The sequence below is a fragment of the Streptomyces sp. NPDC006296 genome, assembly GCF_040613235.1.
GTDB lineage: Bacteria > Actinomycetota > Actinomycetes > Streptomycetales > Streptomycetaceae > Streptomyces.
In genome coordinates this window covers 1916-5312 of the sequence record NZ_JBEXRT010000083.1, presented here as the reverse complement: position 1 = coordinate 5312, position 3397 = coordinate 1916, and the positions used below count along the sequence as shown (strand labels likewise).

At 56.6% G+C, this 3397-nt stretch carries 1 rRNA gene; it reads right to left on the bottom strand.

What is annotated here, in order from left to right:
• Positions 1–22: 22 nt before the first annotated feature.
• Positions 23–3147: ribosomal RNA gene (locus ABZ172_RS29945) — 23S ribosomal RNA — on the bottom strand.
• Positions 3148–3397: the final 250 nt, after the last annotated feature.

The window sequence follows — 3397 nt, the reverse complement described above, 5'->3', positions numbered from 1 at the left end:
AACACAGTGGACGCGAGCAACTGAGGACAAGCCCTCGGCCTATTAGTACCAGTCAGCTCCACCCGTTACCGGGCTTCCACATCTGGCCTATCAACCCAGTCGTCTACTGGGAGCCTTAACCACTCAAGGTGGTGGGAACACTCATCTCGAAGCAGGCTTCCCGCTTAGATGCTTTCAGCGGTTATCCTTTCCGAACGTAGCCAACCAGCCATGCCCTTGGCAGGACAACTGGCACACCAGAGGTTCGTCCGTCCCGGTCCTCTCGTACTAGGGACAGCCCTTCTCAATATTCCTACGCGCACAGCGGATAGGGACCGAACTGTCTCACGACGTTCTAAACCCAGCTCGCGTACCGCTTTAATGGGCGAACAGCCCAACCCTTGGGACCGACTCCAGCCCCAGGATGCGACGAGCCGACATCGAGGTGCCAAACCATCCCGTCGATATGGACTCTTGGGGAAGATCAGCCTGTTATCCCCGGGGTACCTTTTATCCGTTGAGCGACAGCGCTTCCACAAGCCACTGCCGGATCACTAGTCCCGACTTTCGTCCCTGCTCGACCCGTCGGTCTCACAGTCAAGCTCCCTTGTGCACTTACACTCAACACCTGATTGCCAACCAGGCTGAGGGAACCTTTGGGCGCCTCCGTTACTCTTTAGGAGGCAACCGCCCCAGTTAAACTACCCATCAGACACTGTCCCTGATCCGGATCACGGACCCAGGTTAGACATCCAGCACGACCAGAGTGGTATTTCAACGACGACTCCACAACCACTGGCGTGGCCGCTTCAAAGTCTCCCACCTATCCTACACAAGCCGAACCGAACACCAATATCAAACTATAGTAAAGGTCCCGGGGTCTTTCCGTCCTGCTGCGCGAAACGAGCATCTTTACTCGTAGTGCAATTTCACCGGGCCTATGGTTGAGACAGTCGAGAAGTCGTTACGCCATTCGTGCAGGTCGGAACTTACCCGACAAGGAATTTCGCTACCTTAGGATGGTTATAGTTACCACCGCCGTTTACTGGCGCTTAAGTTCTCAGCTTCGCCGACCCGAAAGTCAGCTAACCGGTCCCCTTAACGTTCCAGCACCGGGCAGGCGTCAGTCCGTATACATCGCCTTACGGCTTCGCACGGACCTGTGTTTTTAGTAAACAGTCGCTTCTCGCTGGTCTCTGCGGCCACCCCCAGCTCACCGAGTAAATCGGATCACCAGTGATGGCCCCCCTTCTCCCGAAGTTACGGGGGCATTTTGCCGAGTTCCTTAACCATAGTTCACCCGAACGCCTCGGTATTCTCTACCTGACTACCTGAGTCGGTTTAGGGTACGGGCCGCCATGAAACTCGCTAGAGGCTTTTCTCGACAGCATAGGATCATCCACTTCACCACAATCGGCTCGGCATCAGGTCTCAGACTCCATGCACGACGGATTTACCTACCGTGCGTCCTACACCCTTACCCCGGGACAACCACCGCCCGGGCTGGACTACCTTCCTGCGTCACCCCATCGCTTACCTAGTACAAGTCTGGTTCGTCGGCTCCACCACTACCCTCAACTCCGAAGAGATCGGGCCGGCTTCACGGACTTAGCATCGCCTGATTCAGTATTGGGCGTTTCAAAGCGGGTACCGGAATATCAACCGGTTGTCCATCGACTACGCCTGTCGGCCTCGCCTTAGGTCCCGACTTACCCTGGGCAGATCAGCTTGACCCAGGAACCCTTAGTCAATCGGCGCACACGTTTCTCACGTGTGTATCGCTACTCATGCCTGCATTCTCACTCGTGAACCGTCCACAACTCGCTTCCGCGGCTGCTTCACCCGGCACACGACGCTCCCCTACCCATCCCAGCAGGCGTTGGCCCTATATGCTGGAATGACACGACTTCGGCGGTACGCTTGAGCCCCGCTACATTGTCGGCGCGGAATCACTTGACCAGTGAGCTATTACGCACTCTTTCAAGGGTGGCTGCTTCTAAGCCAACCTCCTGGTTGTCTCTGCGACTCCACATCCTTTCCCACTTAGCGTACGCTTAGGGGCCTTAGTCGATGCTCTGGGCTGTTTCCCTCTCGACCATGGAGCTTATCCCCCACAGTCTCACTGCCGCGCTCTCACTTACCGGCATTCGGAGTTTGGCTAAGGTCAGTAACCCGGTAGGGCCCATCGCCTATCCAGTGCTCTACCTCCGGCAAGAAACACACGACGCTGCACCTAAATGCATTTCGGGGAGAACCAGCTATCACGGAGTTTGATTGGCCTTTCACCCCTAACCACAGGTCATCCCCCAGGTTTTCAACCCTGGTGGGTTCGGTCCTCCACGAAGTCTTACCTCCGCTTCAACCTGCCCATGGCTAGATCACTCCGCTTCGGGTCTAGAGCGTGCAACTCAAACGCCCTGTTCGGACTCGCTTTCGCTACGGCTTCCCCACACGGGTTAACCTCGCTACACACCGCTAACTCGCAGGCTCATTCTTCAAAAGGCACGCAGTCACGACTGCATGTGCAAGCACATACAGCGACGCTCCCACGGCTTGTAGGCACACGGTTTCAGGTACTATTTCACTCCGCTCCCGCGGTACTTTTCACCATTCCCTCACGGTACTATCCGCTATCGGTCACCAGGGAATATTTAGGCTTAGCGGGTGGTCCCGCCAGATTCACACGGGATTTCTCGGGCCCCGTGCTACTTGGGTGGTTCTCAAGCAAGCCGTTGATGTTTCAGCTACGGGGGTCTTACCCTCTACGCCGGACCTTTCGCATGTCCTTCGCCTACACCAACGGTTTCTGACTTGCCGACCAATCGGCAGATTGATCAAGAGAACTCCCACAACCCCGCATGCGCAACCCCTGCCGGGTATCACACGCATACGGTTTGGCCTCATCCAGTTTCGCTCGCCACTACTCCCGGAATCACGGTTGTTTTCTCTTCCTGAGGGTACTGAGATGTTTCACTTCCCCTCGTTCCCTCCACACTGCCTATGTGTTCAGCAGCGGGTGACAGCCCATGACGACTGCCGGGTTTCCCCATTCGGAAACCCCCGGATCAAAGCTTGGTTGACAGCTCCCCGGGGACTATCGTGGCCTCCCACGTCCTTCATCGGTTCCTGGTGCCAAGGCATCCACCGTGCGCCCTTAAAAACTTGGCCACAGATGCTCGCGTCCACTGTGCAGTTCTCAAACAACGACCAGCCACCCATCACCCCACCCTGAACAGGTGAGTGCACTGGGGCCGGCAACCGAAGGCGACCACAAACAGGCCGTACCTTCAGATACCCAACAGCGTGCCCGACCCGACCGATCCCCCACCACGTTCCACGCCGAAGCAGTACTAGTGATGAACAACCTGTCGTGCCGAGTAGTCAACGTTCCACCCATGAGCAACCACCTACGAACATA